Here is a 26,872-nt window from a genome sequence, read left to right on the forward strand (position 1 = left end):
ATTACCCCTCTCTTGTTACACGAAGAACTTCTTCGAGGGTCGTGACACCAGCAAGTACTTTAGCGATACCATCTTGACGAATACTCGGTGTAAACGGGCGAATATGGCGTTCAACAATCTGTTCACCAGCACCGCTGTGGATCATATCGCGCACATCTTCATCGACAATCAGTAATTCATGAATACCGGTTCGGCCTCGATAGCCTGTGTTATTACAGTGTTCACAACCTTTAGGGTGATAAATCGTACTGACATTGGCCACTCTGTTTGATGCAAGTTGTTCAAGTTCACGCTCGGTCGGCGCTGCACTTTCTCGACATTCAGCACATAAGGTTCGCACTAACCGCTGTGCTAGCACTCCCAGTACACTTGAAGATAATAAGAAAGGTTCCAATCCCATATCACGTAAACGCGTCACCGCACCAACAGCAGTATTGGTATGTAGAGTCGATAACACTAAGTGCCCCGTTAAACTCGCTTGAACTGCAATTTGGGCAGTTTCTAAATCACGTACTTCACCAATCATCACGACATCGGGGTCTTGACGTAAAATAGCACGTAGGCCTCGTGAAAAGGTCATGTCCACTTTAGGATTAACTTGAGTCTGGCCAATACCATCAAGTTGATATTCAATCGGGTCTTCTACCGTTAAGATATTACGGTCTTTACTGTTGATATCCGATAATGCCGCGTACAGAGTGGTACTCTTACCCGAACCTGTCGGACCGGTAACCAAAATAATGCCGTGCGGTTTATGAATTAACTCAGACATCTTGTTACGGTTATCTAACGTCATCCCTAAGTGTTCTAATTCTAATTTAGCGTTATTCTTATCCAGTAGACGCATTACCACACGCTCACCAAAACTTGATGGCAAGGTCGATACACGTACATCAACACCACGACCACCAATTCGCAGCGAAATACGACCATCTTGAGGAATACGTTTCTCCGCAATATCCATTTTTGACATCACTTTAATACGTGATATTAATAATGACGCTAATTGACGATTTGGCTTTAAGATCTCTCTTAATACCCCATCAATACGGAAGCGGATCACCAGTGCCCGCTCGAAAGTTTCCACGTGAATATCTGACGCACCTTCTTTGATCGCCTCACTGAGCATGGCATTAATCAATTTAATGATAGGTGCATCATCATCCGACTCCAGTAAATCTTCTTCAGTCGGCAGCTCTTCCGCTAAGGTAAAAAAATCAACTTCGTTACCAATATCTTGCATTAACTGTCTAGCTTCTGATGAATCACGCTGAAACACTTGCGTCAGTTTTAGCTCAAACGCCTCATCATCTAACAATACCAACTGAAACGTTTGCCCTAAGTTACGACGCACTTCTAATATCGTCGCAGGTAATACATCCGCTTTATGGAACAGCACCCAAGCATTATCAATTTCACTTAATACCACACCAAATTTTTTCGCAAATGAAAAAGGCAAACGTTCACTTTCACTGACCTCTTCATATTCCAGAGCACTCATCTACAGAGCCTCGCTTTGCTGCTTGTGTTCATCATCCGATTCTGCCGGAGGTCTCACATCAAACTGCACAGTTTTGTCATCTTGATCTTCCAGATACTTACGTAATTCCGGTGAAATAACACGCTCTTCATTGAATTTAGGTAATACGGGCACATCAGTATTTGGCATTAATGCAACACCATCTTCTTGTTGCAATAATTGTTCCGCACGCATCAAGCTATATTTACGGTTACTGACACCGCGAATTGAGGCATTATTACGAATAATGGTCGCCTTAATGAATACCATCAAGTTACGTTTTTTAGTCGATGAAGAGGTCGATTTAAATAAGTTGCCAATCCACGGAATATCCCCTAACCAAGGCACTTTAGACACACTTTCTGTCACCTGCTCGTCGAGTAAGCCACCAATCACGATAGTTTGGCCACTGTCAGCTAAAATAGTGGTATTCACTTGGCGTTTAGCAAAAGTAACATCCACTGATGTTGAACCTAATACTTGCGATACTTCTTGTTCAATAGTTAACTGAACCGCATCACCTTCATTAATTTGTGGTGTTACTTTTAGTTTAATACCCACTTCCTGACGTTCAACCGTTTGGAAAGGATTATCATTACCCGAACTTGCTGATGACCCAGTGATCACCGGGACTTCTTCACCCACAATAAATGCCGCTTCTTGATTATCCAGCGTCATGATACTTGGCGTAGCAAGAATATTTGATTGCGAGTCATTTGCTGCCGCTTGAATGATCGCACCAAACGTACCCGAGCTATTCATAATGCCCGCAGCAAGGCCATTAATGCCACTCAGTGCAGACGCTAATGTCGACACGTCACCAGATGTTGTCGATGTTGTTGTATACGGTTTACCATCAGAATCGACACCAGTTGTCGTTGTCGTCGTATCTTGGGCATCATAAATACCCGCACCAATCGCGGTGACTGGCACTTGCGTACCATTATTAAACTGGGTACCACCCGCTTCGGTTACCCACTGAATACCGAAGTTAACACCATCACCTTCAGACAGTTCAACAATAATCGCTTCAACCAATACTTGTGCACGGCGAATATCAAGTTGATTAATCACCTGTTCTAACGTGCGCATAACATCGGGTTGTGCAGTGATCACCAAGGAGTTGGTGTCTTCATGTGGTTCGATACTTAAGTTTGATTTTGCACTCGACTTCGATGCCGCTTTTGATTTAGCTCCTTCGACCGAACTACTGACACCTTTTAAAACCTCAGAGACTTCTTTGGCATTCGCGTATTTAAGATAAATAACACGGGTATTACCGGTACTTTCCAATTCACTATCGAGCTGCTGAATTAATTTCGCTACACGCTGACGGGCTTTAGGATCGCCACTAATAACAACCGCATTAGTACGATCATCCGCTACAATTTTAGGCTGTAGAATACTTGGAATTTTTGATTTACCATCGCCTTTAGTAAGACTATCAATAATACGAACCATTTCACTTGCAGATGCAAATTTTAGATGAATAATATCAACTTCTTGATCACCGGCTTTATCCACACGACGGACAATTTCAACTAATCGGTTCACCACAGAAGCACGACCAGTCAACATCAATACATTTGATGGTTCATAGTGCACAACGTTACCACCACCAGCATTATCATTCAGCTGACGTAATAACGGTGATAATTCCCGTACAGATACGTTACGCACAGGTACTACACGCGTCACCATCTCATCACCCTGCCCCGGATTTTTATCATCCACAACTGGAATGCTCGATGTTTTGGCGACTTTGCTTTTAATAACTTTGAGCACACCATTATCCATCTTCACGACGGCATAACCATAAACATCAAGTACATTAAGGAAAAACTGGTAATACTGCTCTTCGTTTAACAAATCATAACTGCGTACATTGACCTTGCCACGTACGCTTGGATCAACAATCACGGTTTTATTTAAGTTTTTACCGACAACATTAATAAATTCATTAATATCGGTACCTTTAAAACTTGCAGAATAATCGGCAGCCATCGCTGCCCCACTCAAACTCAGTAATATGCCTGAGGCCAATCCTGTTAATTTTCTTCCAACGTTATTAAGGTTCATCTTCATCCTTAGCTACCTAAATTTGTACAGCTCAAATGGCTACTCTGGCATACTTAAATAAATACTGTGTAATTGCCCATCACGTTCAACCGTCAATGACATTTCAGTCAAATCTCTAAGTTGTTTGGCGACTTCCATTGCTTGACGGGTATCTGTTAAATCATAACCATTTAACGATACGGCGAGATCATTGGCTTTCAAACCAACTTCTTTAAATAATTCACGATTCTTACCCGGATTAACGCGATAACCGGACAATTTACCATTTTTACGCACAGGTGAAATACGTACATAATCAGTAATACTGGCTGGATTTTTTAATAAATTTTTACGCAGATTAGAAAGCTCTGTTGGTGTATTACTAGAGCTGGAGTCATAAGACTGTCGCTGATTGCTTGTGCGGCTGAACTCTTCACCATCGAGCATCAATGTTTCTAAATTACTTTGATATTCAATAATGACACGATCAGGGAACACCTGCTTTAATATCGCATTACTTGCGCCGATTTCTTCATCAATCGCATATGTTTCCTGTTTACCTTTATATTCAATAATCGCTAACGCTAAACTTGGTTCACTGCTCGCAACAAGACCCGCTAATGTTAAATTTAATCGTGTCTTTGGTGCGTCAACATTCTGCGCAACAGGCAGTGATGTTTGGGTTTGTTGCTGACCAAATAAGTTTAAACTACGCAGTGTATTTAACTCATAACTTTTAACTTGATGATTAGCACTATTCGCTGTCGGCTGCCACAATATTGCAGAGTCTGATGATGTTGACGGCCACAATTGCCAAGTCAACAATGCCGATTGATAACAAAATACCGTCAGTAACAAATAACAACAACAGGTCGCGATTTGTTTTTGCGGTAGCTTGATGACAAACTGCTTAAATCCATCTAAATTATCCATTTTTTGCATTACCCTAATACAGCATGATTCTAAAATAAGGTTTGTTTACCAACGTCTGTGATGAATCTGATATGAGTCGTAATTTAACCGAGTTATAGTATCCCTATGGATTTACCTGCACAAGCATTGATAACACAAAAGTAACAAAATCAGTCAAATACCAGTTAAAGATTAATACTTTTTAAGCGAACAGGAAAATATCAGCACTAATCTATAAAGGATATATGAATTTTGGTGATTAGCCACACTGATATAGCAACACTTACAAATGAAACCACGATGAAAGAAATGTGAAATCTACTCATTAATTTAGTTAATAAAATGTGTATTACACATCAAGAAAAGACTCTCTTACTGCTTTGTTTATCTGTTATAATCAAGTCGATTAGAACGTTTATTTGGACTATGGTTGCATTTATTATGTCAAAAAATACCAAACCAGATAGTAGTGATGTGCGTTTCGATAAATGGTTATGGGCAGCTCGTTTTTATAAGACCCGCGCCATTGCCAGAGAAATGATTCAAAGTGGTAAAATTCGCTACAATGATGAACGCACCAAGCCCAGTAAAACCGTTGAGTTGGGCGCAACAATAAAAATAAGACAAGGCTTTGATGAAAAGGAAGTGATCGTAAAGCAGCTTTCCGCACAAAGGAGAGGGGCACCAGAGGCCGCTACTTTGTATGAAGAAACACCAAGTAGTGTTGAAAAGCGTGCACAAAATGATGTCGCGCGTAAACTGAATACATTATATAGCCCTCGCCCTGATAAACGTCCCGACAAGAAACAACGTCGAGATTTATTGCGGATAAAAAATCATTAACTTTAACATCGAGAACATTATGAGCCAGAAAGATTTATTACACCGTTACCTATTTGAAGATCACCAAGTTCGCGGTGAAATAGTGCAACTAGAACAGAGCTTTATCGATATTTTAGAAAATCTAAACTATCCAAGACCAGTGCAACGCCTATTGGGTGAATTACAAGTTGCCACAAGTTTATTGACTGCGACATTGAAGTTTAAAGGCTCAATTACAGTGCAATTACAAGGCGATGGTCCTGTAACACTTGCTGTCATCAACGGTAACGAAGCGCTGGAACTACGCGGTGTAGCACGTTGGAACGGTTCAGTACCAGATACAGACAATGTCAAAGAGTTAATCGGTAAAGGCGTGATGGTTATAACTATCTCACCAGACAAAGGCGAACGTTATCAAGGTATCGTAGACCTAGGTGGTGATACGTTACAAGAATGCCTAGAAAAATACTTTGAACAGTCAGAGCAGTTAACAACGCGTTTATGGTTCCGCACTGGCAAAGTCGGCTATCGAAAACAAGCTGCAGGGATGATGTTACAAAAATTACCCGCGTCAGATGACAAGAAAAGTTCACACGAAGATTTCGAACACCTAGCAGCATTAACTGAAACGATTAAAGATGATGAATTATTTAATCTTGATGCTGAAGATGTATTAGTACGACTTTACCATCAAGAAAAAGTACGTTTATTTGACCCACAAACAGTATCATTTAAATGTGGTTGTTCACATGAACGTAGTGCAGCAGCATTACTTAATGTGGCGAAAGAAGAGCTACTTGAGATCATTGCTGAAAAAGGACAAATAGAGATGCACTGCGATTATTGCGGTTCACTTTATGCCTTCAATGCAGGTGATGTAGACGATATACATACGCCGAAAATAGGCAACCCAGTACACTAAGCGACTGTAAATTAGAGTGTATTAAATACACCGTCAGCATAGCTCAGTATACAAAATTTAATAATAAGGGTGCCGTTAGTGCACCCATTATTGAAATAATTAAACCCAACTTAATTTAATCTGAAACAATAAATTAAACTCTGTACCCCCAGGAGATACCAATGACAGACGTAAAAAATAATAATACAGTTATTGGCGCCACTATCGATCTATCGGTATATGGCATCAAGGATGTTGAAGAAATCGTATATAACCCTTCTTACGAGCTACTTTTTGAAGAAGAAACGAAAGCCGGCCTAGCTGGTTATGAAAAAGGCACTGTGACTGAATCTGGTGCAGTAGCTGTTGATACAGGTATCTTTACAGGTCGTTCACCAAAAGATAAATACATTGTTCGTGACGATACGACACGTGACACGGTATGGTGGTCAGATCAAGGTAAAAATGATAACAAAGCAATCACCCAAGACGTATGGAATGATCTAAAAACACTTGTAACACAACAACTATCAACTAAGCGTTTATTCGTAGTTGATACTTATTGTGGTGCCAATGCCAATACCCGTCTTAAAGTACGTTTCATCACAGAAGTTGCATGGCAAGCGCATTTCGTTAAGAACATGTTCATCCGTCCTAGCGAAGCAGAATTAGCAACTTACGAACCAGATTTCGTGGTAATGAATGGTGCTAAATGCACAAACCCTAACTGGGAAAAACAAGGTCTGAACTCTGAGAACTTTGTAGCATTCAATTTAACAGAAAAAATTCAACTTATTGGTGGTACTTGGTACGGCGGCGAAATGAAAAAAGGTATGTTCTCTTACATGAACTACCTATTGCCACTACAAGGTATTGCATCAATGCATTGTTCAGCAAACGTCAGCTCTGAAGGTGAAACAGCTATCTTCTTTGGTTTATCTGGTACAGGTAAAACCACATTATCTACCGATCCAAAACGCCAATTAATTGGTGATGATGAACACGGTTGGGATGACGACGGTGTATTCAACTTTGAAGGCGGTTGCTACGCAAAAACAATTAAGTTAAGTGCAGAAGCGGAACCTGAAATCTTTAGCGCGATCCGTCGTGACGCATTACTTGAAAATGTAACCGTACTTGACGGTGGCGTTGTTGATTATAATGATGGTTCAAAAACAGAAAATACCCGCGTATCTTACCCTATCGAGCACATCGAAAATATCGTAACACCGATCTCAAAAGGCGGTCACGCAAATAAAGTTATTTTCTTAAGCGCTGATGCATTTGGTGTTTTACCACCAGTATCTAAACTAACGCCAGAGCAAACTAAATACCATTTCCTATCAGGCTTTACAGCTAAGTTAGCCGGTACTGAACGTGGCATCACTGAACCGACTCCTACTTTTTCAGCTTGTTTCGGCGCTGCGTTCCTTTCTCTTCATCCGACTAAATACGGTCAAGAGTTAGTAAAACGTATGGAAGCATCTGGTGCACAAGCTTACTTGGTTAACACAGGTTGGAATGGCACAGGTAAACGTATTTCAATTAAAGATACTCGTGCTATCATCGATGCTATCCTTGATGGCTCTATTGAGAAAGCGGAAAGCAAAACAATCCCTTATTTCAATCTAGAAGTACCTACAACATTACCAGGTTGTGACACTAACATTCTTGACCCTCGTGATACGTATGAAGATACAAACGTATGGGAAGAGAAAGCGGTAGACCTTGCTAAACGTTTCGTGAATAACTTCGAGAAGTTCACTGATAACGAAGAAGGCAAAGCACTACTTGCTGCAGGCCCACAACTGTAAGCGTTTATTTAAATAAGTAACTAAGATTACACCTATTTAAATAATGAAAAAATGCCAGTATCGAGTCATCGATGAAGTGACCCCATTAAGTTGGACATTTTAGTTAAGCGGCTTGTAAGGCCTGGTTTCGATATTCTATCGGAGTCAGGCCTTTTAATTTGACCTTAATCCGTTTCGTGTTGTAATACTCGATGTATTCATCAAGCTTTTCTATCAATTCATCGGCATCTTTGAATTTCTGCCTATGATACATTTCTGTTTTTAATAAGCCAAAAAAGTTTTCTGCCACTGCGTTATCTAAGCAGTTCCCTTTTCTCGACATGCTTTGCGTCAGTCCATGCGCAGCTAGTTGTTTTTGATATCCCCTATGGCGATATTGCCATCCCTGATCGCTATGTACTATTGGCTTTGAATGCTCATCTAAATTATTGATAGCATCTCTTAACATATCAGTAACCAGTGGCAAACGGGCATCTTTAGCTATCTTATAAGCGACAACCTCTTTGGTAAATAGATCTATAACTGGTGATAAATAAACTCTCTGGTCCCTAACCTTAAATTCAGTGACATCGGTTGCCCACTTTTCATTTGGCTTAGTAGCATTAAAGTTTCGTTCAAGTACATTAGGTGCCGTTTTTCCAGCTCCGCCCTTATAAGAACTGTATTTTTTAGGTCTTACTGTCGATTTTAGATTTAATTGAGCCATCAGTCTTTGCACCGTTTTATGGTTTAGCATAAAGCCTTGCCTTTTCAGTGTTAAGTGAATTCTGCGATAGCCGTAGCGACCTTTATGTTCATGATAAATTTCTTTGATAAGCGCTAACTCACGCTCATAAACATTCGGTTTTTCACTTACTTTTACTTGATAATAGAACACACTTTTAGCCAACTGAATGGCTTGAAGAAGGTGCTTTAGAGCATGTTTATTTTTGAGAGCTAAAACCGTTACCGTTTTTTCTTTGTTTGTCGGCGCTTTGCCTGCTCTAGCTCTTCCAACTTTTTTAACACAGCATTCTCTGCTCGTAGATAAGCAAGCTCTTCTTTCAGCTCTTCTGTTGTCATTTCACTATCTGGTTTTGTGGTCGTATTAGATTGTTTCATTTTAAGCCTACTTATTGAGGAGCGTTCAAGCCCTCTTAAGCCAAACTCGTTATATTTTTTTAACCATACAGAGAGCGTACCGGGAGAAGACTGATTTAATATGGCACTAGTGTGATTGAGAGACCATTCATTTGTCCACATTAATTTTAATGCTTGTAGCTTTGTTTTTGCATTGCTGGCATGCAAATTTGGCAGGAATGCATCTGTGCCATGAATTGCAAAGACTTGAGTCCAATATCGAATTAACTGAGAGGGTATTGATAGTTCATTCGCTAATATTCTAGATGACTTACCATCTAGACACTGTTGTGCAGTGATAAGTTTAAACTCACGGCTATATTTTGACATAAAAAAAAGACCCCTAATAATTGGTTGTCCAACTATTGGGGGTCAGTTCATCGAACTGGCATTTTTTATACCTCCAATAACGAAAATGAGCTATTCGGCGACGCTATTGCTATAATTTCTCCTCAATACCAATTAACAAGGTCACCGCATTGGCTATATCAAACTTAATCACTCGCGTCGGTTGGGAAACCTTAGATAAACGACTCAAATTTCTCTGGAAAGAAGAAAGACCAAGAGTCACAAAAGTTGTGTCTTGGGCTGCATCTTTAGGTGATCGCAGTGAAAATGCTGACTACAAAGAAAATAAACATTTACTCCGCAGTATCGACCGTGAAATCCGATTTTTAGTGAAACGTCTAGAAGTATTAGAAATTGTCGATTATCGGCCACAGCAAGATGGGACGGTCTATTTTGGCGCGTATGCCGAATTAGAAGATGATAATGGTACGGTGATCCAGTGTCGGATTGTGGGACGTGACGAACTAGACCCAAAGCGTAATTTTGTGACCGTTGATTCGCCAATGGCCAAAGCCCTTATCGGTAAGCAAGTCGATGATGAAGCGGTTGTACACACGCCTGCAGGCACTAAAACTTGGTACATCAACAAGATCCAATACAACCCCTTTATAGACTAATCAGCAACTAAGTCATCAATCTATTCATTTTAAGGATCCAAAGTGTCTAAATTAGCTACTCTTATCGCGCAAGAAATTAATGCACATGTCCGCCAAGTTAAGGCCGCAATCACCCTGCTCGATGACGGCTCAACAGTCCCTTTCATCGCTCGTTACAGAAAAGAAGCCACTGAAGGCTTAGATGATGGTCAATTAAGAACATTAGAGCAACGTCTAACTTACTTACGTGAATTAGAAATACGCCGTGACACTATTTTAAAAAATATCGCGGAGCAAGGTAAATTAACCCCGCAATTAACAGCTTTAATCAATACTGCAGAAACAAAGACACGTTTAGAAGACCTGTATCTGCCTTTTAAAACAAAACGCCGTACCAAAGGGCAAATAGCTATTGAAGCGGGTTTAACGCCATTAGCGGAATCGCTGATGGCCAACCCACAACAGCAGCCACTATTACTTGCTAAACAATTTATTACATCAGAAGGAAACTTCGCTCAACCAGAACAAGTTCTCGAAGGCGCTAAATTCATTCTGATGGAAAAAGCCAGTGTTGATGCAGAACTCATTGCCAAAGTACGTAAGCAATTACTGGCACATGCAACGCTCGAATCCAAAGAAAATAAAAAGTCAGCCACCGAAGACAGTAAATTTAAAGATTACTTTAGTCACAGTGAAGGCATCAGTAAAGTGCCATCACACCGTATGCTAGCCATGTTACGCGGTAAAAATGAAGGGGAATTACAAATAGGCTTAAATGCAGATCCTGAATTCACAGAAAAAAATGCCACGAGTTATTGTGAGGTGATCATCGCAAAACACCTCGGTATCCAGTATCAAAATAAACCCGCTGATGAATGGTTAAAGTCTGTTGTGCACAGCAGCTGGAAACAAAAATTACTGAGCCAATTAGAAACTGAACTTATCGGCAAGATGAAAGAATCAGCCGAAGTAGAAGCAATTAAAGTATTCGCCGCCAACCTAACAGCTTTACTAATGGCATCGCCTGCAGGACCAAAAGTCACACTGGGACTTGATCCAGGATTACGTACAGGTTCAAAAATTGCCATCGTTGATGCCACCGGTAAATTACTCGATCACACGACGATCTACCCGCATGTGCCACAACAGCAATGGCAGCAATCTCTGTCGACGCTAGCGACGTTATGTCAACGTCATAACGTTGAGTTAGTCAGTATTGGTAATGGTACTGCGTCCCGTGAAACAGACAAACTCATTGCTGAATTGATCAAAGCCAAACCTGAGCTGAAATTACAAAAAATGATGGTCAGCGAAGCGGGGGCTTCTGTTTATTCAGCATCAGAATTAGCTGCTAATGAATTTCCACAGCTAGATGTATCAATTCGTGGCGCCGTATCTATTGCCAGACGTCTACAAGATCCACTTGCTGAATTAGTTAAGATAGATCCAAAAGCGATTGGTGTAGGTCAATATCAACATGACGTCAACCAAACCTTATTATCAAAACAGCTCGATATCGTTATTGAAGATTGCGTAAATAAAGTCGGTGTTAATGTTAACCTAGCGTCTGCAGCCCTGCTCTCTCGCGTGGCTGGATTAAATAAAACCATTGCAGAGAATATCGTCAGCTATCGTGATGATAACGGGCCATTTAGCAAGCGAAATGAATTAAAAAAAGTAGCGCGTTTAGGGCCGAAAGCCTTTGAACAATGTGCTGGTTTTTTACGTATCTTAAATGCCAAAGACCCATTAGATAGCTCAGCAGTACATCCTGAATCATACCCAGTTGTCAAAGACATAATCCAGCAAATAGGTAAGAATATTACCGAGATAATGGGCAACAGCGAACTGCTTAAATCACTTAATCCGCAAGATTACACCAATGCTAAATTCGGTTTACCGACAATTGAGGATATTCTGCAAGAATTAGAAAAACCAGGTCGCGACCCAAGACCAGAGTTCAAAACGGCGACGTTCAAAGAAGGCATTGAAAAAATAGCAGATTTAAAGCCAGGGATGCAACTTGAAGGGATTATAAGTAACGTCACTAACTTTGGCGCTTTTGTGGATATAGGTGTTCACCAAGACGGGTTAGTGCATATTTCAGCGTTAACAAATCGCTTTGTTAAAGACCCCCATGAAATCGTTAAAGCAGGGCAAATAGTCAAAGTAAAAGTAACCGAAATCGATATTGCGAGAAAGCGTATAGCCTTAACCATGCGGTTAGATGATAAGGTGGAAAAAAATCATCAAGCTCACTCTGGTAGTAAGCAATTTATAGCTAATAGTCTGAAATCGAACAACCAAGCAGAGCCGAAAAAACAGCATAAAACAGAGAGTAAAAATACCACTTTTGGTAATAATGCGTTTGCAGACGCCTTTGCTAATGCCAAGAAACGTTAATCGTTACATAGCGAAATTAAATAATGAGGTGGCGAACCAAGTTCGTCACTATTCATTTATTTTTCTAACTCCCCTCACTTCTTTAATTCTTAATTCTTAATTCTTAATTCTTAATTCTTAATTCTTAATAAATTGTAGATGAAAAAAAGGCCGCCGAAGCGACCTTTCTATATATTGTTTAAACTAATCGAAATTAAGCGATTACTTTAGAAACAACACCAGCACCAACTGTACGGCCACCTTCACGGATAGCGAAGCGTAGACCTTCTTCCATCGCGATTGGGTTGATTAGCTCAACAACAAACTTAAGGTTGTCACCAGGCATAACCATTTCAACACCTTCTGGAAGCTCTACAGCACCAGTGATGTCAGTTGTACGGAAGTAGAACTGTGGACGGTAACCTTTAAAGAAAGGAGTGTGACGACCACCCTCTTCTTTAGAAAGTACGTATACTTCAGATTCAAACTTAGTATGTGGAGTGATTGAACCAGGCTTAGCTAGTACTTGACCACGTTCAACGTCTTCACGTTTAGTACCACGTAGAAGTGCACCAATGTTCTCACCAGCACGACCTTCGTCAAGCAGTTTACGGAACATTTCAACACCAGTACATGTAGTAGTAACAGTTTCGCGAATACCAACGATTTCTACTGAATCACCAACGTTAACGATACCTTGCTCAACACGACCAGTTACAACAGTACCACGGCCTGAGATTGAGAAAACGTCTTCGATAGGCATAATGAAAGGCATATCGATAGCACGTTCAGGATCAGGGATGTATGAATCTAGCGCTTCAGCTAGTTCAACAATCTTGTCTTCGTACTCTTTTTCGCCTTCAAGAGCTTTAAGAGCAGAACCCTGGATAACTGGTAGGTCATCACCTGGGAAGTCATATTCAGAAAGAAGTTCACGAACTTCCATTTCTACTAGTTCAAGTAGTTCTTCATCATCAACCATATCACATTTGTTCATGAATACGATGATGTAAGGAACGCCAACCTGACGAGAAAGTAGGATGTGCTCACGTGTTTGTGGCATAGGGCCATCAGTAGCAGCAACAACTAGGATAGCGCCGTCCATTTGAGCAGCACCAGTGATCATGTTTTTAACATAATCGGCGTGACCAGGGCAATCTACGTGTGCGTAGTGACGGTTAGGCGTATCATATTCAACGTGTGAAGTGTTGATCGTGATACCACGTTCTCTTTCTTCAGGAGCGTTATCGATTGATGCGAAATCTTTAGCTTCACCACCGTATACTTTTGCAAGTACGTTTGTGATTGCTGCTGTTAGAGTTGTTTTACCATGGTCAACGTGACCAATTGTACCTACGTTTACGTGGGTATTACTACGTACAAATTTTTCTTTAGACACGACGTGTACCTTCTTATTATCAGTTAAGCCTTTATCTTATGATAAAGACTACCAAAGTTAAACTTTATTTCGCTTCAATAATTTTGTCAGCGATGTTTTTTGGAGCTTCGTTATATTCAAGGAATTGCATTGAATATGAAGCACGGCCCTGAGTAGCTGAACGTAGAGCGGTTGCATAACCGAACATTTCAGACAAAGGAACCTTAGCATGAATGATTTTAAGACCAGCGTGGCCATCATCCATACCATCGATCATGCCGCGACGACGGCTTACGTCACCTACAACATCACCCATCCACTCCTCAGGAGTGGTAATTTCTACTTTCATCATTGGCTCAAGCAAAGCAGGATTTGCATCCAAAGCACCTTGTCTGAAACCAAATGAAGCCGCGACCTTGAATGCCATTTCATTGGAATCAACATCGTGGAATGAACCACCATAGAGTGTAACACGAACATCCATTATAGGATATCCTGCCAACACACCTTGGTCCATTTGATCTTTACAACCTTTTTCAACCGCTGGGATGAATTCACTAGGAACCTCACCATCAACGATTTCATTCACAAATTCATAACCAGCACCCGCTTCAAGCGGCTCTAGTTTCAGCAGAACATGGCCATATTGACCTTTCCCACCTAATTCACGAATGAATTTACCTTCTGCTTTAACTGAATCACGAATTGATTCACGATATGAGACTTGAGGCTTACCAACGTTGCATTCAACGTTAAACTCACGACGCATACGGTCAACAATAATGTCCAGATGAAGTTCACCCATACCAGATATCAGTGTCTGTGCTGACTCTTCGTCAGTTTCAACTCGGAACGATGGATCTTCCGCTGCTAATTTACTTAGCGCGATAGCCATCTTATCTTGGTCGGCTACTGTTCTAGGCTCTACTGCAATTTGGATAACCGGTTCCGGAAAATCCATACGCTCAAGGATAACCTTGCGATTACTATCACAAAGTGTGTCACCAGTAGTAACATCCTTAAGACCAATCGCAGCAGCAATATCACCGGCACGAATCTCTTTCAATTCTTGACGATCATTCGCATGCATTTGCACAATTCGACCTAAACGTTCACGTTTCTGCTTAACAGAATTATAAACGCTATCGCCAGTATTAACCACACCTGAGTATACTCGCATAAATGTGAGTGTACCAACAAATGGGTCAGTGGCAATCTTAAAGGCTAATGCAGCAAACGGTGCATCATCATCTGATGGACAAGTAATTTCATTCTCGTCAACATCAATACCATTGATATCTTTCACTTCCGTTGGGCTAGGAAGAAATTCAACCACTGCATCAAGTACCGCTTGTACACCTTTATTTTTAAAGGCAGAACCACAAGTCGCAAGTACGATCTCGTTATTCAGCGTGCGTTGACGTAAACCAGCTTTAATTTCTTCTTCAGATAATTCACCTTCTTCAAGGTACTTATCCATAAGCTCATCGTTAGCTTCGGCGGCAGCATCAACTAATTCTTCATGTAATTCTTCTGCACGCTCAAGTAGATCTGCAGGAATATCGCCATAACTAAATGACATACCCTGATCTGCTTCATTCCAGCTTATTGATTTCATTTTAATTAAATCAATAACGCCTTCAAACTCTTCTTCCGCACCAATATTCAACTGGATAGGAACACAAGTTGCGCCCAAACGATTACGAATTTGGTCAACTACAGCTTCAAAATTAGCGCCTGTGCGATCCATTTTATTAACGAATACAACACGGGGTACTTGATATTTATCAGCTTGACGCCAAACCGTTTCAGATTGTGGTTCAACACCTGATGCACCACAAAAAACGACAACTGCGCCATCAAGCACTCGCAAAGAACGCTCTACTTCAATCGTGAAGTCAACGTGCCCTGGAGTATCAATGATGTTGATACGATGCTGCTTAAATTGCGCATCCATACCTTTCCACATTGTTGTTGTCGCTGCAGAAGTAATGGTAATACCACGTTCCTGCTCCTGCTCCATCCAATCCATGGTGGCAGCGCCATCATGAACTTCACCAATCTTATGTGAAAGACCAGTATAGAATAAAACACGTTCTGTAGTTGTAGTTTTACCCGCATCAACGTGAGCAACAATACCAATATTACGGTAGAGCTCGATCGGAGTTGTACGTGCCACAATAAATCCCTTACTAGGAAGCCTAGACAGAAAGTAGTTGACGCAGATTAATAATCTGCGTCAAAAAATTACCAGCGATAGTGAGCAAATGCTTTATTCGCGTCAGCCATACGGTGAACGTCTTCACGTTTCTTAACCGCAGAACCTTTGTTTTCAGCAGCGTCGAATAGCTCTCCAGCTAGACGAGCAGCCATTGATTTTTCACCACGTTTACGTGCTGCTTCAACTAACCAACGCATAGCTAGTGCATTACGACGAGAAGGACGAACTTCTACTGGCACTTGGTAAGTTGAACCACCAACACGGCGAGATTTAACCTCAACCGATGGACGAACGTTGTCTAAAGCGATTTCGAAAAGCTCTAGGTGTGTTTTATCTTCGCTTTTTGTAGCGATAGTTTCTAGCGCACCATATACAATCGCTTCTGAAGTAGATTTTTTACCGTCTACCATTACGATGTTGATGAATTTTGCTAGGATTTCTGATCCGAATTTTGGATCTGCTAAAATTTCTCTTTTAGCTACGACGCGACGTCTTGGCATCTCTTATTCCTCGTTGTGCTTCAGGTATTACCCAAAACTAATAAATAGTTAACAGTTTGCTTGGCCTTACTAAACGAAGAATTATTAATTCTTAGGGCGTTTAGCACCGTATTTAGAACGACCTTTACGGCGATCACTAACACCAGCTGTATCTAACGCACCACGAACTGTATGGTAACGAACACCCGGTAAATCTTTAACACGACCGCCACGGATTAAGATAACGCTATGTTCTTGAAGGTTATGACCTTCACCGCCGATGTATGAAGTAACTTCATAACCGTTAGTTAGACGAACACGTGCTACTTTACGTAATGCCGAGTTAGGTTTTTTAGGAGTAGTAGTGTATACGCGAGTACAAACACCACGACGTTGTGGACAAGCTTCAAGAGCAGGAACGTTAGTTTTTGTAACGTTTCTTACGCGAGGCTTGCGTACTAATTGGTTAGTAGTTGCCATTTAAAATAGCTCCGTTGAGTTTTTTACGTGTGAAAAATCATCCCTAATATAGGGACGCAGAATTTTAGTCATTGCGCCTTTAGCTGTCAAGCATAAGAACAGTATTATTGAAAATAAATCAGTTTATTTACCAATAAATCGTAAATAAAGCGCTTTTACAACACTACGAGAGAAAAACTTACCCATAGTTTATAGCGCGACAATGACAAATTCGTATAGATCAGACCCCATTAATTCCAGGTCTGAGTTTGTAGATGCACGGTAGTGAGATTAACAAATTCAGAATAGCTAACTTGCTTACCTAAAATACACTTAAGTCCTCGTGCTTTTAAATCTTCACTCAAAGTATAAATACTTATCTGTGATGTGAGATCTTGAAGTATTTTAGCATATTTATGCTGTGATGCAGTAATAACGACAGCATCTTGGATAAAGATCACCGCATCGCCATCATTGAGATAGGCAAGGCTATCAATAAATGTATTTTTTGAGAACGGCGATGACTTAATAATATGAAGCATAGTTTTATCACCAATCAAAAATTCAAAATAATAGCATGCTGACGAATACGCTGATTAATTTCAGGTTGCGATAAACGTGCTGCATCAATAATCAACTCAGCCTCACAGAGACCTCGCTCTAATAGCGAATCTCTGCATACATAGATGTTCTCAATATCATATAATTCAAACAGTCCAAATGTAGGCGCAAAATCACGACAAGCGATCATCTGAGGCCGCTGCTGACTTATTAATTGATAAACACCATCACCGATAAAAAATACACTTAACGACTCCGTTAATGCAGACGTAGCAAGAATGGCATCTTGTGTTTCTCTCGCAAGGCTAGTGCCATGTGGTACTTGACGAGTAACAAACGCGGCTCTCAACATTTTTCAACCATATTTAAATAATTAGAACTGGACAACTCGATCGGCAGTAACGATTGATTCTGCTAATTGACCTAACCCGGTTAACTGAAATGGTAATTCAAGATTAAATTGACTCTTACCCATGCGCTCAGCTTCACCGAAATCAATAACACCACGTCTTAATGCTGCACCTGAACATATATCTAAAGGAAATAGATGTTCACGAGCTAGCACCAACCAAGCATTATAGAGATCAAATTCATCAGCTGCTGGAGAAGTAAGGGTCGAACCATTAAGCACGCCATCATTATAAAAAAATACCCGTTGAATAGTATGACCTAAATCAATCGCAGACTTTACATAATGATACGCACTTAAAGCATCTTGACTACCATATGCAGGGCCAGTAACAAGCACAGCGATAGTGAAAGATTCAGACATAAATAGGCCTAATTAAAGCGTGTAAGCGATAGCTTCAACTTCAACTAATACATCTTTAGGTAAACGCGCAACTTCAACACATGAACGTGCAGGCGCATTTTCGGGGAAATAACGCGCATATACTTCATTAAAGGTAACAAAATCATTCATGTCACTTAAGAAGCATGTCGTTTTGATAACGGTATCAGCACTTGCATTTGCCGCTTTCAGCACAGCCATTAGATTTTCCATTACTAATTCAGCCTGCTCTTTAACGCCACCTTCAACAATTTCCATTGTCTCAGGTACTAATGGGATCTGTCCTGAAGTAAAAACCATATTGCCAAGTTGGTTAGCTTGTGAGTACGGGCCGATTGCTGCAGGTGCATTCGTTGTAGAAATGATTTTTTTACTCATTGTAATTTCCATTATTTTATCAATGCTCCCATATTTAGAGCGAATATATTCACTGTCTAACTCCATTATATTTAATAACAGGCTCAATAAGCAAATTTAGAACTACGATTAGTTTAAACTTTATAGATTTTTTTACATGAAATTAGTTTGATTAGTGCTTTCTGTGGTTTTTAATTTAGGCTAAAATTAACCTTTGTGTTTAGCGGATTAGAGGGTTAACGAATGTTTATATCATTAAGACAGATAACCCCTCCCTATTCATGCAAACTTGTAAGGCCTCATAACTATCTATATGAGGCTTTTTTTTGGCATAATTCTGATCATCAGGGCACTAAAATGGTAAATCCGTTATTTAGAAAGCATATAGTATCTATCAATGATATCTCACGTAATGAGCTAGAACTTATTGTTAAAACTGCGGCAAAACTAAAACAGCAGCCACAACCTGAACTTTTAAAACACAAAGTAATTGCGAGTTGCTTTTTTGAAGCATCAACACGTACGCGATTATCATTCGAAACCGCGATCCAGCGCTTAGGTGGTACCGTTATTGGTTTTGATAATGCAGGTAACACATCGCTTGCTAAAAAAGGCGAAACCCTGGCTGATTCTATAAGTGTGATTTCAAGCTATGCCGATGCTTTTGTTATGCGTCACCCGCAAGAAGGTGCTGCAAGATTAGCATCAGAATTCTCCAATGTACCTGTGATTAACGGTGGTGATGGCTCTAATCAACATCCGACGCAAACCTTGTTAGACCTCTTCTCTATCTACGAAACACAAGGCCGTTTAGATAATTTAAACATCGCTTTTGTAGGTGATTTGAAATACGGTCGAACCGTGCACTCTTTAGCACAAGCACTCGCTAAATTCGACGGATGCAAATTCCATTTTATCGCACCAGATGCGCTCGCTATGCCTGAATATATTTGTGATGAGCTAGATGAACAGAATATCAGTTATGAAACATACGCGTCGATAGAAGAAATTGTGCCTGAAATTGATGTGCTATACATGACTCGCGTTCAAAAAGAACGATTTGATGAAACAGAATATCAGCACATGAAAGCAGGTTTTATTTTATCAGCAAGTTCATTAGAACATGCAAAGCCAAATCTGAAGGTTTTACATCCGTTACCACGTGTTGATGAAATCACGATTGATGTAGACAAAACGCCTTACGCTTATTATTTCCAGCAAGCAGAAAATGGTGTCTACGCACGTGAAGCTTTACTTGCATTAGTGCTAAATGAAACAATCGGAGAGTAAAATGAAACATAATCACATGCAGGTAGAAGCCATTTGTAATGGCTACGTTATTGATCATATTCCATCAGGCCAAGGCGTTAAAATATTAAAATTATTTAGCCTGACCGATACTAAGCAGCGTGTTACGGTTGGTTTTAATCTACCAACTCATGACGGGGGTGCTAAAGATCTCATCAAAGTAGAGAACACTGAGATCACCAAGTCACAAGCAAATCAATTAGCATTGCTTGCGCCGGATGCTACCATCAACATAATTGAAAATTTTAAAGTAACAGATAAGCACTCGCTGACGTTACCAAGTGAAGTTGAAAATGTATTTCCATGTCCTAATTCAAATTGCATTACGCATGGAGAGCCGGTTATCTCTTCTTTTTCGATAAAAAAAACAAAAGGTAATATCGGCTTAAAATGTAAGTACTGTGAGAAAACATTTTCAAAAGACATTGTCACCGAACAAGTCTAATGACCGCGATAGAGAGTTAATAACATGGCTCTCTATCGCCATCTCTAATTTAGTTATTTATCTTCTACGTTAAAACACGCTTCTAGTTCAGCTTTTATTTCAGCAAAACCTTTTTCTCTTAATAACTCAATATTACGTTCAGGTATCTCCTCTGGATTTGGAAATACTCGTAATACACGAGCCATTTCATGTTCACGAATAATATGTAATATTGGATAAGGTGAGCGGTTAGTGAAGTTAGCTGCATCTTTAATACCTGAGTCATCAAAGCGATACTTTGGATGCATGTGAGCTAATTGATAGATCCCTTCATAATCCTGCATTTCTAATAGATCATTCGCATAATCGATTAAATCGAGGAAATCATCAAAACTCGCACTGAGTTTAGGTATCACGACAAGTGTTGTAGCAATATCTTTATTCGTATCTAAGCGAATGAATTCAGCGTTAACCTGTTCTAATATCTCTTTTAGATCACTCGTATCGAGTACAGTACAGTGAATAGTTTTACGCTCTAACTCTTTTTTAGCAAAAGGACAGATATTATATTTAACAATAATATCTTTTACCCATTTTAGCGTCTGTAATTTAATGATTTCATGGTTATCAGGCATGTGTGAATCCTAAACATTCAAATTTGGCGTGTTAACCACAAAATACCGTGATTAAGTTTAGATAGTAAATTGATTAGCGAAATTGTAACTTAACGGGTAGAGAATTACAGGTATAAAAAAAGCCGATATCCATGATATCGGCTTTTTTCGCTCAAGACAGCGTCTTGAATCTTGTTTAGCGTTTGGCGATGCCCTACTCTCACATGGGGAAACCCCACACTACCATCGGCGTTATTACGTTTCACTACTGAGTTCGGAATGGAATCAGGTGGTACCGCAACACTATGGTCACCAAACAAATTTTTCGAGTCTTACGAATCATCTGCTCTGATTTAAGACATACTCTTAAATCAAGTCTACCTAGACAAGGTCTAAATAAACAGTAATTTGGCGCTTGGCGATGCCCTACTCTCACATGGGGAAACCCCACACTACCATCGGCGTTATTACGTTTCACTACTGAGTTCGGAATGGAGTCAGGTGGTACCGCAACACTATGGTCACCAAGCAAATCTGGTTTGCTTTCTATAGAAGTTTTCACTTCGTTTTAATCTGAAAAGCTATAAATAAAGAAGTCTTTAAAACATAAAGTGTTCAATCTATTCTTAAGTCGATTATTTCAATTAATCATACCACTTACGTACGAGTCGTACTTCAGTTTGTATGGTTAAGCCTCACGGGTAATTAGTACAAGTTAGCTCAATGCCTCACAGCACTTACACACCTTGCCTATCAACGTTGTAGTCTCCAACGGCCCTTTAGGGAGCTTAAAGCTCCAGTGAGAACTCATCTCGAGGCCTGCTTCCCGCTTAGATGCTTTCAGCGGTTATCAGTTCCGAACTTAGCTACCGGGCAATGCTATTGGCATAACAACCCGAACACCAGTGGTTCGTCCACTCCGGTCCTCTCGTACTAGGAGCAGCTCCTCTCAATTCTCAAACGCCCACGGCAGATAGGGACCGAACTGTCTCACGACGTTCTAAACCCAGCTCGCGTACCACTTTAAATGGCGAACAGCCATACCCTTGGGACCAACTTCAGCCCCAGGATGTGATGAGCCGACATCGAGGTGCCAAACACCGCCGTCGATATGAACTCTTGGGCGGTATCAGCCTGTTATCCCCGGAGTACCTTTTATCCGTTGAGCGATGGCCCTTCCATTCAGAACCACCGGATCACTAAGACCTACTTTCGTACCTGCTCGACGTGTCTGTCTCGCAGTTAAGCTGGCTTATGCCTTTGCACTAACCACATGATGTCCAACCATGTTTAGCCAACCTTCGTGCTCCTCCGTTACTCTTTGGGAGGAGACCGCCCCAGTCAAACTACCCACCAGACACTGTCCGCAATCCCGATAAGGGACCTACGTTAGAACATCAAACGTACAAGGGTGGTATTTCAAGGACGACTCAATATCATCTAGCGACAATATTTCATAGTCTCCCACCTATCCTACACATGTAGGTTCAATGTTCAGTGCCAAGCTATAGTAAAGGTTCACGGGGTCTTTCCGTCTAGCCGCGGGTACACTGCATCTTAACAGCGATTTCAATTTCACTGAGTCTCGGGTGGAGACAGCGTGGCCATCATTACGCCATTCGTGCAGGTCGGAACTTACCCGACAAGGAATTTCGCTACCTTAGGACCGTTATAGTTACGGCCGCCGTTTACCGGGGCTTCGATCATGAGCTTCGACCTAAGTCTAACCCAATCAATTAACCTTCCGGCACCGGGCAGGCGTCACACCGTATACGTCATCTTTCGATTTTGCACAGTGCTGTGTTTTTAATAAACAGTTGCAGCCACCATTTCTCTGCGACCAACAATAGCTTACGGAGCAAGTCCTTCACCATCATTGGCGTACCTTCTCCCGAAGTTACGGTACCATTTTGCCTAGTTCCTTCACCCGAGTTCTCTCAAGCGCCTTAGTATTCTCTACCTAACCACCTGTGTCGGTTTGGGGTACGATTCTCTCATATCTGAAGCTTAGAGGTTTTTCCTGGAAGCCGGGTATCAACTACTTCATCTCCGTAGAGACTCGTCATCAGTTCTCAGCATTCTCATTAAAGAGAGCGACCCGGATTTGCCTAAGTCACTTGCCTACTACCTTAAACATGGACAACCATCGCCATGCTAGCCTAACCTTCTCCGTCACCCCATCGCAATATAAGCGAGTACTGGAATATTAACCAGTTTCCCATCGACTACGCCTTTCGGCCTCGCCTTAGGAGTCGACTCACCCTGCCCCGATTAACGTTGGACAGGAACCCTTGGTCTTTCGGCGTGGAGGTTTTTCACCCCCATTATCGTTACTCATGTCAACATTCGCACTTCTGATACCTCCAGCAAGCTTCTCAACTCACCTTCAACGGCTTACAGAACGCTCCTCTACCATGCAAGAACAAGTCTTGCATCCGTAGCTTCGGTGGTATGTTTAGCCCCGTTAAATCTTCCGCGCAGACCGACTCGACCAGTGAGCTATTACGCTTTCTTTAAAGATGGCTGCTTCTAAGCCAACTTGGCTGTCTGAGCCTTTCCACATCGTTTCCCACTTAACATACACTTTGGGACCTTAGCTGACGGTCTGGGTTGTTTCCCTTTCCACGACGGACGTTAGCACCCGCCGTGTGTCTCCCGCGATTGAACTTATTGGTATTCGGAGTTTGCAAGGGTTGGTAAGTCGGGATGACCCCTAGCCTTAACAGTGCTCTACCCCAATAGTTAGACGCGAGGCGCTACCTAAATAGCTTTCGAGGAGAACCAGCTATCTCCCGGTTTGATTGGCCTTTCACCCCCAGCCACAAGTCATCCGCTAATTTTTCAACATTAGTCGGTTCGGTCCTCCAGTTGATGTTACTCAACCTTCAACCTGCCCATGGCTAGATCACCGGGTTTCGGGTCTAATCCCAGCAACTATTCGCGCAGTTAACACTCGGTTTCCCTACGGCTCCGCTATTCGCTTAACCTTGCTACTGAAATTAAGTCGTTGACCCATTATACAAAAGGTACGCAGTCACAGAACAAGTCTGCTCCCACTGCTTGTACGTATACGGTTTCAGGTTCTATTTCACTCCCCTCACAGGGGTTCTTTTCGCCTTTCCCTCACGGTACTGGTTCACTATCGGTCAGTCAGTAGTATTTAGCCTTGGAAGATGGTCCTCCCATATTCAAACAGCATATCACGTGTGCCGTCCTACTCGATTTCACAGTAAGGTCGTTTTCATGTACGGGACTATCACCCTGTATCGTGAAACTTTCCAGAATCTTCCACTAACTTCCAAACTGCTTAAGGGCTAGACCCCGTTCGCTCGCCGCTACTAAGGGTATCTCTATTGATTTCTTTTCCTCGGGGTACTTAGATGTTTCAGTTCTCCCGGTTCGCTTCGCAACGCTATGTATTCACGTTACGATACCTTACTTAGTAAGGTGGGTTCCCCCATTCGGAAATCTGTGGATTAACGCTTTTTATCAACTCCCCACAGCTTAACGCAGATTAACACGTCCTTCATCGCCTCTGACTGCCTAGGCATCCACCGTATACGCTTAGTCACTTAACCATACAATCTAAAGTAGACCGTACAATTGAAATAACTAGGTATTATCTAGTTTTTTTCGCCTCAAGAATACTCAAGAACACTTCATTGTTATTACCGAAGTAATAACGTGTTTTAAGAACTTCTTTATTTATTCAGCTTTCCAAATTTTTAAAGAGCAATTTGCTAAAAAGCAAAGATAAGCGTTGCTTATCTTTACTTTCTAACGTCTTTAACGTTTCTATTCAAGCAATTTGTGTGGGCACTTACAAAAATTAACAACTTTACGTAAGGAGGTGATCCAGCCCCAGGTTCCCCTAGGGCTACCTTGTTACGACTTCACCCCAGTCATGAACCACACCGTGGTCATCGCCCTCCCGAAGGTTAAGCTAATGACTTCTGGTGCAGCCCACTCCCATGGTGTGACGGGCGGTGTGTACAAGGCCCGGGAACGTATTCACCGTGACATTCTGATTCACGATTACTAGCGATTCCGACTTCATGGGGTCGAGTTGCAGACCCCAATCCGGACTACGACGCACTTTATGGGATTCGCTTACCATCGCTGGTTTGCAGCCCTTTGTATGCGCCATTGTAGCACGTGTGTAGCCCTACTCGTAAGGGCCATGATGACTTGACGTCGTCCCCACCTTCCTCCGGTTTATCACCGGCAGTCTCCTTAGAGTTCCCACCATTACGTGCTGGCAAATAAGGATAAGGGTTGCGCTCGTTGCGGGACTTAACCCAACATTTCACAACACGAGCTGACGACAGCCATGCAGCACCTGTCTCATAGTTCCCGAAGGCACCAATCCATCTCTGGAAAGTTCTATGGATGTCAAGAGTAGGTAAGGTTCTTCGCGTTGCATCGAATTAAACCACATGCTCCACCGCTTGTGCGGGCCCCCGTCAATTCATTTGAGTTTTAACCTTGCGGCCGTACTCTGGCATGGTCTACTTAATGCGTTAGCTTAAGAGCCCAGTTCTCAAGGAACCAAACTCCGAGTAGACATCGTTTACGGCGTGGACTACCGGGGTATCTAATCCCGTTTGCTACCCACGCTTTCGCATCTGAGCGTCAGTTACTTGCCAGGCCGCCTTCGCCACTGGTATTCCTTCAGATCTCTACGCATTTCACCGCTACACCTGAAATTCTACCACCCTCTCAAGAACTCTAGTTTGCCAGTTCGAAATGCAGTTCTAAGGTTGAGCCCGGGGCTTTCACATCTCGCTTAACAAACCGCCTGCATGCGCTTTACGCCCAGTAATTCCGATTAACGCTTGCACCCTCCGTATTACCGCGGCTGCTGGCACGGAGTTAGCCGGTGCTTCTTCTGCGAGTAACGTCACAGTGATAAAGTATTAATTTATCACCTTTCCTCCTCGCTGAAAGTACTTTACAACCCGAAGGCCTTCTTCATACACGCGGTATGGCTGCATCAGGCTTTCGCCCATTGTGCAATATTCCCCACTGCTGCCTCCCGTAGGAGTCTGGACCGTGTCTCAGTTCCAGTGTGGCTGATCATCCTCTCAGACCAGCTAGGGATCGTCGCCTTGGTGAGCTCTTACCTCACCAACAAGCTAATCCCACTTGGGCTCATCTAGTCGCGAGAGCTTTCAAGAAGAGGCCCCCTTTCACCCGTAGGTCGTATGCGGTATTAGCAGTCGTTTCCAACTGTTGTCCCCCTCGACTAGGCAGATTCCCAAGCATTACTCACCCGTCCGCCGCTCGACGCCAGAATAGCAAGCTATTCTTCGTTTCCGCTCGACTTGCATGTGTTAAGCCTACCGCCAGCGTTCAATCTGAGCCATGATCAAACTCTTCAATTAAAAGTTTTTTGACTAATCAGCGATGCTGATTAAGTCGGCTCAATGAATTCTGTACTTTAATTGCAAAGCAATTAAGCTTCGTAATTAATAATAAAATCTTTCGATTTAATTTAATGTTCACAATTACATTGATATAATATTTGGTCATTATATCTCTGCAAGTGCTCACACAGATTACTTGAATAAATTGTTAAAGAGCATTAACCTTACGGTCTGATTGTGTGCGCTAAGCACTACAATTTTAAAATAACACTCATAGAATGTTATTTAAGAATTGTTGGCGGAGCGGACGGGACTCGAACCCGCGACCCCCGGCGTGACAGGCCGGTATTCTAACCAACTGAACTACCGCTCCGCACAATCTGTGCTGATAAATATCATCAGTCTATTCTTTCTGTCTTTCGACAATTTCTTATCCAAGACTTA

20 protein-coding genes, 1 tRNA gene, 4 rRNA genes and 1 pseudogene are annotated in these 26,872 nt (G+C 41.7%); 7 read left to right on the plus strand and 19 right to left on the minus strand.

From position 1 onward, the window contains the following. Position 1: 1 nt before the first annotated feature. Genes gspE through gspC form a run of 3 tightly spaced genes read right to left on the minus strand, consistent with a single transcriptional unit; the run spans position 2 to position 4,510 of the window. A complete protein-coding gene (gspE, locus tag FR932_RS16270) occupies positions 2-1,501 on the minus strand; it encodes a type II secretion system ATPase GspE (protein WP_019443143.1) in 1,500 nt (499 codons plus the stop codon). Then, the gene (gene gspD / locus FR932_RS16275) at positions 1,502-3,598 is read right to left on the minus strand and encodes a type II secretion system secretin GspD (protein ID WP_019443144.1); all 2,097 of its coding nucleotides are present in this window, start codon (positions 3,596-3,598) and stop codon (positions 1,502-1,504) included. Positions 3,599-3,637: 39 nt separating this feature from the next. Next, positions 3,638-4,510 (minus strand): type II secretion system protein GspC, encoded by an 873-nt coding sequence (gspC, locus tag FR932_RS16280; RefSeq protein WP_019443145.1) that lies wholly within the window; start codon positions 4,508-4,510, stop codon positions 3,638-3,640. A gap of 420 nt (positions 4,511-4,930) precedes the next feature. On the opposite strand from gspC, the gene hslR reads away from it, so the two are divergent. The 3 genes from hslR (at position 4,931) to pckA (ending at position 8,026) form a co-directional block, all read left to right on the plus strand. Continuing rightward, entirely contained in the window at positions 4,931-5,332 is a 402-nt protein-coding gene (gene hslR / locus FR932_RS16285) for a ribosome-associated heat shock protein Hsp15 (protein ID WP_019629000.1), read from the plus strand. 19 nt (positions 5,333-5,351) lie between these two features. Then, complete coding sequence (gene hslO, locus FR932_RS16290; protein WP_019443147.1) at positions 5,352-6,233, plus strand: Hsp33 family molecular chaperone HslO; 882 nt, start codon at positions 5,352-5,354, stop codon at positions 6,231-6,233. A 161-nt stretch (positions 6,234-6,394) separates the two neighbouring features. After that, positions 6,395-8,026: a phosphoenolpyruvate carboxykinase (ATP) gene (pckA, locus tag FR932_RS16295; protein WP_019443148.1), complete on the plus strand. Its 1,632-nt coding sequence runs from the start codon at positions 6,395-6,397 to the stop codon at positions 8,024-8,026. A 103-nt stretch (positions 8,027-8,129) separates the two neighbouring features. On the opposite strand, the pseudogene FR932_RS16300 reads toward pckA, so the two are convergent. Then, positions 8,130-8,987, minus strand: a pseudogene (locus FR932_RS16300) (IS3 family transposase); the annotation flags it as partial. Further along, a complete protein-coding gene (locus tag FR932_RS16305) occupies positions 8,972-9,475 on the minus strand; it encodes a helix-turn-helix domain-containing protein (protein ID WP_019443257.1) in 504 nt (167 codons plus the stop codon). The pseudogene FR932_RS16300 and the gene FR932_RS16305, both read right to left, overlap by 16 nt. Positions 9,476-9,624: 149 nt before the next feature. Here FR932_RS16305 and greB point away from each other — a divergent pair, with 149 nt between their 5' ends. Further along, complete coding sequence (gene greB, locus FR932_RS16310) at positions 9,625-10,110, plus strand: transcription elongation factor GreB (protein ID WP_019443190.1); 486 nt, start codon at positions 9,625-9,627, stop codon at positions 10,108-10,110. Between the two features lie 42 nt (positions 10,111-10,152). Continuing rightward, on the plus strand, positions 10,153-12,492 hold the full coding sequence (locus FR932_RS16315; protein WP_019443189.1) for a Tex family protein: 2,340 nt from the start codon (positions 10,153-10,155) through the stop codon (positions 12,490-12,492). 193 nt (positions 12,493-12,685) lie between these two features. On the opposite strand, the gene tuf is transcribed toward FR932_RS16315, so the two are convergent. The 8 genes from tuf to FR932_RS16355 form a co-directional block, all read right to left on the minus strand. Further along, on the minus strand, positions 12,686-13,870 hold the full coding sequence (tuf, locus tag FR932_RS16320) for an elongation factor Tu (RefSeq protein WP_019443188.1): 1,185 nt from the start codon (positions 13,868-13,870) through the stop codon (positions 12,686-12,688). Between the two features lie 64 nt (positions 13,871-13,934). Beyond that, the gene (gene fusA, locus FR932_RS16325) at positions 13,935-16,028 is read right to left on the minus strand and encodes an elongation factor G (protein WP_019443187.1); all 2,094 of its coding nucleotides are present in this window, start codon (positions 16,026-16,028) and stop codon (positions 13,935-13,937) included. 68 nt (positions 16,029-16,096) lie between these two features. Continuing rightward, complete coding sequence (rpsG, locus tag FR932_RS16330; protein ID WP_019443186.1) at positions 16,097-16,570, minus strand: 30S ribosomal protein S7; 474 nt, start codon at positions 16,568-16,570, stop codon at positions 16,097-16,099. A gap of 84 nt (positions 16,571-16,654) precedes the next feature. Then, a complete protein-coding gene (gene rpsL, locus FR932_RS16335; RefSeq protein WP_019443185.1) occupies positions 16,655-17,029 on the minus strand; it encodes a 30S ribosomal protein S12 in 375 nt (124 codons plus the stop codon). 230 nt (positions 17,030-17,259) lie between these two features. Further along, positions 17,260-17,550 (minus strand): sulfurtransferase complex subunit TusB, encoded by a 291-nt coding sequence (gene tusB, locus FR932_RS16340; protein ID WP_019629009.1) that lies wholly within the window; start codon positions 17,548-17,550, stop codon positions 17,260-17,262. A gap of 14 nt (positions 17,551-17,564) precedes the next feature. Then, complete coding sequence (gene tusC / locus FR932_RS16345; RefSeq protein ID WP_019443183.1) at positions 17,565-17,921, minus strand: sulfurtransferase complex subunit TusC; 357 nt, start codon at positions 17,919-17,921, stop codon at positions 17,565-17,567. Positions 17,922-17,942: 21 nt separating this feature from the next. Next, a complete protein-coding gene (gene tusD, locus FR932_RS16350) occupies positions 17,943-18,341 on the minus strand; it encodes a sulfurtransferase complex subunit TusD (RefSeq protein ID WP_019443182.1) in 399 nt (132 codons plus the stop codon). Positions 18,342-18,353: 12 nt separating this feature from the next. Next, positions 18,354-18,737, minus strand: coding sequence for a RidA family protein (locus FR932_RS16355; protein ID WP_019443181.1), 384 nt, complete (start codon positions 18,735-18,737; stop codon positions 18,354-18,356). Positions 18,738-19,073: 336 nt separating this feature from the next. On the opposite strand from FR932_RS16355, the gene pyrB reads away from it, so the two are divergent. Continuing rightward, entirely contained in the window at positions 19,074-20,006 is a 933-nt protein-coding gene (gene pyrB, locus FR932_RS16360) for an aspartate carbamoyltransferase (RefSeq protein WP_019443180.1), read from the plus strand. A gap of 1 nt (position 20,007) precedes the next feature. Further along, positions 20,008-20,469 (plus strand): aspartate carbamoyltransferase regulatory subunit, encoded by a 462-nt coding sequence (gene pyrI / locus FR932_RS16365; protein WP_019443179.1) that lies wholly within the window; start codon positions 20,008-20,010, stop codon positions 20,467-20,469. A gap of 53 nt (positions 20,470-20,522) precedes the next feature. Here pyrI and FR932_RS16370 read toward each other — a convergent pair whose 3' ends face one another. The 6 genes from FR932_RS16370 to FR932_RS16395 all read right to left on the minus strand — a co-directional run bounded on the left by FR932_RS16370 (position 20,523) and on the right by FR932_RS16395 (position 26,801). After that, entirely contained in the window at positions 20,523-21,083 is a 561-nt protein-coding gene (locus tag FR932_RS16370) for a DUF1415 domain-containing protein (protein ID WP_019443178.1), read from the minus strand. Between the two features lie 180 nt (positions 21,084-21,263). Beyond that, positions 21,264-21,379: ribosomal RNA gene (gene rrf / locus FR932_RS16375) — 5S ribosomal RNA — on the minus strand. A 96-nt stretch (positions 21,380-21,475) separates the two neighbouring features. After that, positions 21,476-21,591: ribosomal RNA gene (gene rrf / locus FR932_RS16380) — 5S ribosomal RNA — on the minus strand. 155 nt (positions 21,592-21,746) lie between these two features. Next, positions 21,747-24,640 (minus strand): 23S ribosomal RNA (locus tag FR932_RS16385). Between the two features lie 265 nt (positions 24,641-24,905). Continuing rightward, a 16S ribosomal RNA gene (locus tag FR932_RS16390) occupies positions 24,906-26,446 on the minus strand. The 16S, 23S and 5S rRNA genes sit together here with 1 tRNA gene alongside, the layout of an rRNA operon. A gap of 278 nt (positions 26,447-26,724) precedes the next feature. Next, positions 26,725-26,801: transfer RNA gene (locus FR932_RS16395), tRNA-Asp, on the minus strand. Positions 26,802-26,872: the final 71 nt, after the last annotated feature.

The organism is Moritella marina ATCC 15381, from assembly GCF_008931805.1.
Lineage (GTDB): Bacteria > Pseudomonadota > Gammaproteobacteria > Enterobacterales > Moritellaceae > Moritella > Moritella marina.

Bases quoted from the DNA above. Each gene is read 5' to 3' on its own strand.
- gspC (WP_019443145.1), bottom strand. From the start codon at position 4,510: ATGGATAATTTAGATGGATTTAAGCAGTTTGTCATCAAGCTACCGCAA.
- tusC (WP_019443183.1), bottom strand. From the start codon at position 17,921: ATGTTGAGAGCCGCGTTTGTTACTCGTCAAGTACCACATGGCACTAGC.
- FR932_RS16370 (WP_019443178.1), bottom strand. From the start codon at position 21,083: ATGCCTGATAACCATGAAATCATTAAATTACAGACGCTAAAATGGGTA.
- pckA (WP_019443148.1), top strand. From the start codon at position 6,395: ATGACAGACGTAAAAAATAATAATACAGTTATTGGCGCCACTATCGAT.
- gspE (WP_019443143.1), bottom strand. From the start codon at position 1,501: ATGAGTGCTCTGGAATATGAAGAGGTCAGTGAAAGTGAACGTTTGCCT.
- hslR (WP_019629000.1), top strand. From the start codon at position 4,931: ATGTCAAAAAATACCAAACCAGATAGTAGTGATGTGCGTTTCGATAAA.
- tusD (WP_019443182.1), bottom strand. From the start codon at position 18,341: ATGTCTGAATCTTTCACTATCGCTGTGCTTGTTACTGGCCCTGCATAT.
- tusB (WP_019629009.1), bottom strand. From the start codon at position 17,550: ATGCTTCATATTATTAAGTCATCGCCGTTCTCAAAAAATACATTTATT.
- rpsG (WP_019443186.1), bottom strand. From the start codon at position 16,570: ATGCCAAGACGTCGCGTCGTAGCTAAAAGAGAAATTTTAGCAGATCCA.
- pyrB (WP_019443180.1), top strand. From the start codon at position 19,074: ATGGTAAATCCGTTATTTAGAAAGCATATAGTATCTATCAATGATATC.
- pyrI (WP_019443179.1), top strand. From the start codon at position 20,008: ATGAAACATAATCACATGCAGGTAGAAGCCATTTGTAATGGCTACGTT.
- FR932_RS16355 (WP_019443181.1), bottom strand. From the start codon at position 18,737: ATGAGTAAAAAAATCATTTCTACAACGAATGCACCTGCAGCAATCGGC.
- gspD (WP_019443144.1), bottom strand. From the start codon at position 3,598: ATGAACCTTAATAACGTTGGAAGAAAATTAACAGGATTGGCCTCAGGC.
- hslO (WP_019443147.1), top strand. From the start codon at position 5,352: ATGAGCCAGAAAGATTTATTACACCGTTACCTATTTGAAGATCACCAA.
- rpsL (WP_019443185.1), bottom strand. From the start codon at position 17,029: ATGGCAACTACTAACCAATTAGTACGCAAGCCTCGCGTAAGAAACGTT.
- FR932_RS16305 (WP_019443257.1), bottom strand. From the start codon at position 9,475: ATGTCAAAATATAGCCGTGAGTTTAAACTTATCACTGCACAACAGTGT.